Raw genomic sequence first — 2,451 nt, forward strand, 5'->3', positions numbered from 1 at the left:
GCCGGTGGCCCCCCGCGTGACCATACCGAGCACATGGGTGTCGATGGAGACATATTTCCATTCCGCCCCCGGTTCGGCGAACCGCGCTTTGAGGTCCGTGGTGAAATCATCGAGCGTACCGCCCAGGGCAACCACCCGACCCATGCGGTTGATGTCCGAATCGTAGTCGAGGTAATCCTCGTTGAAGGTCACACCGCTTGCCATATTGAGCACGTTGCGGATCGTGGCCCCGTCATAAGCGGTGCCTTCGAGCGCCGGGGCATATTGCGTCACCGGATCGTCGAGCGAGGCGATGGCGCCTTCGTCGAGCAATATGCCGATCAGCGCCGAAAGATAGCTTTTGGAGACCGACCATGCGATGCGGCGGTCTTCGGGCGCGGTGCTGAGGAAATAGTTCTCATATACGATCTCACCGTTTTTCATGACGACGAGGCCGGTCACAGCACGCTCGGCTACCCAGTCGTCTACCCCGGCAGGCAGGTTGGTTTCGGGACCGTAGGAGAGTTCCGCCGTGGGGCCCTGACCACGCGACACGGGCACGGTGAGGAAAGCGCTGTCCATATTGCTGAAATTCTCGACGATGCGATCCTCGGCAAAGAGCGAGTTGACTGCCATGAGGCGCCCGATCTCTTCGCGTTTCCACAAGCCTACGGCCACTGCCGCGACCAGCAGGGCCAGCAGGATCCGTCCCAGCCATTTTCCGAATGTTCGCATGTCTCACTCCCTCGCTTGGGGGCAGGAGAGCACAAGGCCCGGTGGCAGGCCAGCCGGACCTAGGGTCAGCCGCTGTAGCGCCAGTCGACCCAGCGCCCGTGGAAATCGACACGTCCCAGATCAAGGCGCAGGTCCCCGGGCCAGAGCCGCAGGGTGAGCGCCGCGCCCTTGGCGCCGGTGTCCCCGTCCGCCTCCATCGAAAGCCAGGCGAGGGGCCGATTGGGCCGGGCCCGCGCGCCCGCCGCTTCGATCAGGGCCTTTCCGCGTTTCTGGCTCGCCTTGTCGAAATATTGCCACGCCACGGTGTGCTGGATGAGGTGCAGCCGCCCTTGGGGCGCGGTCAGCAGCCGATCATTGAGCCATTCGATCGCATCCCCCTGCGCCGGGGGCGTTCCGGCCACGGACGCGGCGGCACGGGTCAGTTTCAGCCGTTCGGGCTGGTCCGGCCAGAGATATGCCATCAGCCGCATCAGGTGATCGTTCCGGCGCGGATCAAGCGGATTGAGGTCGACACCGGCGCGGGATGCGATCCGGGGTGTTCTGCCTGCGGGCGGGGGCGCGCCTTGCCAGTCGGGGGCGAGGATGATGGCCGGCATGGATTGCCCGAACCGGCGGCCCTTTATGTCAAGGGCATAGCTGTCCCAGTGCATGTTCAACCCGCTGCTCGCCCCCAATTCGCTTAGGTGGATCGGCAGGTTCGCGTGTTGTACCGCTACCTGCGCCCCCGCGATCAGGGCGGCAGCGCGGCGTACTTCGTTTGTCTGGGGCGGGCTTTCGATCCATTTCAGAATGAAAGCCTCGTGCCGGTCCAGCGCGGCGAACACCGCCTTCTGCAGCGCCGTGTCAGGGGCTGCGCGGGGCGGATAGACCTCTGCCAGCGCCTTGTCGCTGCCCGCCAGCATCAGCGCATGCAGCGCCGATGCGATACGTAGCGGCACGGAATGACCGGCAGGGCCGATATCCCCCTCGAAGGAGGCGACCTTGCGGTCGAGCGCGCTTTGCGATGGCCAGTTCTCTGCCAGTAACGTGAGGAGCCGCGCCATGAAGGGCGATCCGAGTGCCGCGCAGCTTTCGGCTTGCTCTTGGAAAGCGGCGGTCAGGCTCATCTGAACCGGTCCACGAGCTTTTGCAGGGCCGAACGGGCATCAGAAGATTCCTCGGCAGGTTCGCCTTTAGTGGCCTGGGGGGCAGAGGGCGGGGTGGGCTGCGCCTCTGCCTGAGGTGCGGCCGGGGCAGGGCGTTTATCCCCGGTACCGGACCGCGGGGGATTTACCCGCTGCCCCACCGCGTTCATGAACCGCCCGGTGTCGCCTTCGGCGAGGAAGGGGGCNCCATCGCTGATGCCGCGCAGCACGTCATCCAGCCAGTCGGCGTCGGCCTTGGCAAAGTCACGCAGAACGTAACCCGGCACCGCATCCTTGTGGCCCGGATGCCCCACGCCGAGCCGCACGCGGTCATGCCCCGGCCCGATATGCGCATGGATCGACCGCAGACCGTTGTGCCCCGCATGCCCGCCGCCGCTCTTACATTTGACCTTCCCGGGGGCGAGGTCGATCTCGTCATGGAAAACGATGATGTCGGCGGGCTCTAGTTTGTAAAAGCGCATGGCCGCCTGGACCGACTGGCCGGAGTTGTTCATGAAGGTTTCCGGCTTGAGCAGAACGGCCCGGGCCGAGCCGAAGCGGCCTTCGCTGATGCTGCCCTGATGCTTGCCCTTCCATGGCGCAAAGCCATGGT

At 65.2% G+C, this 2,451-nt stretch carries 3 protein-coding genes; all 3 read right to left on the reverse strand.

Going from position 1 to position 2,451, the window contains the following annotated elements; genetic code table 11:
• Positions 1-714, reverse strand: a 714-nt coding sequence (locus A3764_RS17310; RefSeq protein ID WP_150122266.1) for a serine hydrolase domain-containing protein, incomplete at its 3' end; no start/stop codon positions are given.
• 65 nt (positions 715-779) lie between these two features.
• Entirely contained in the window at positions 780-1,820 is a 1,041-nt protein-coding gene (locus tag A3764_RS17315; protein ID WP_067922902.1) for a DUF2332 domain-containing protein, read from the reverse strand.
• Positions 1,817-2,451: aminoacyl-tRNA hydrolase (gene pth, locus A3764_RS17320; protein WP_067951833.1), on the reverse strand; the 635-nt coding region annotated here is incomplete at its 5' end. The genes pth and A3764_RS17315, both read right to left, overlap by 4 nt.

This window comes from Sulfitobacter sp. HI0129, assembly GCF_001635395.1.
Classification (GTDB): Bacteria; Pseudomonadota; Alphaproteobacteria; order Rhodobacterales; family Rhodobacteraceae; genus Sulfitobacter.

What these genes read in the sequence shown, in the direction of transcription:
- A3764_RS17315 (WP_067922902.1), bottom strand. Translation starts at nt 1,820, where the DNA reads ATGAGCCTGACCGCCGCTTTCCAAGAGCAAGCCGAAAGCTGCGCGGCA.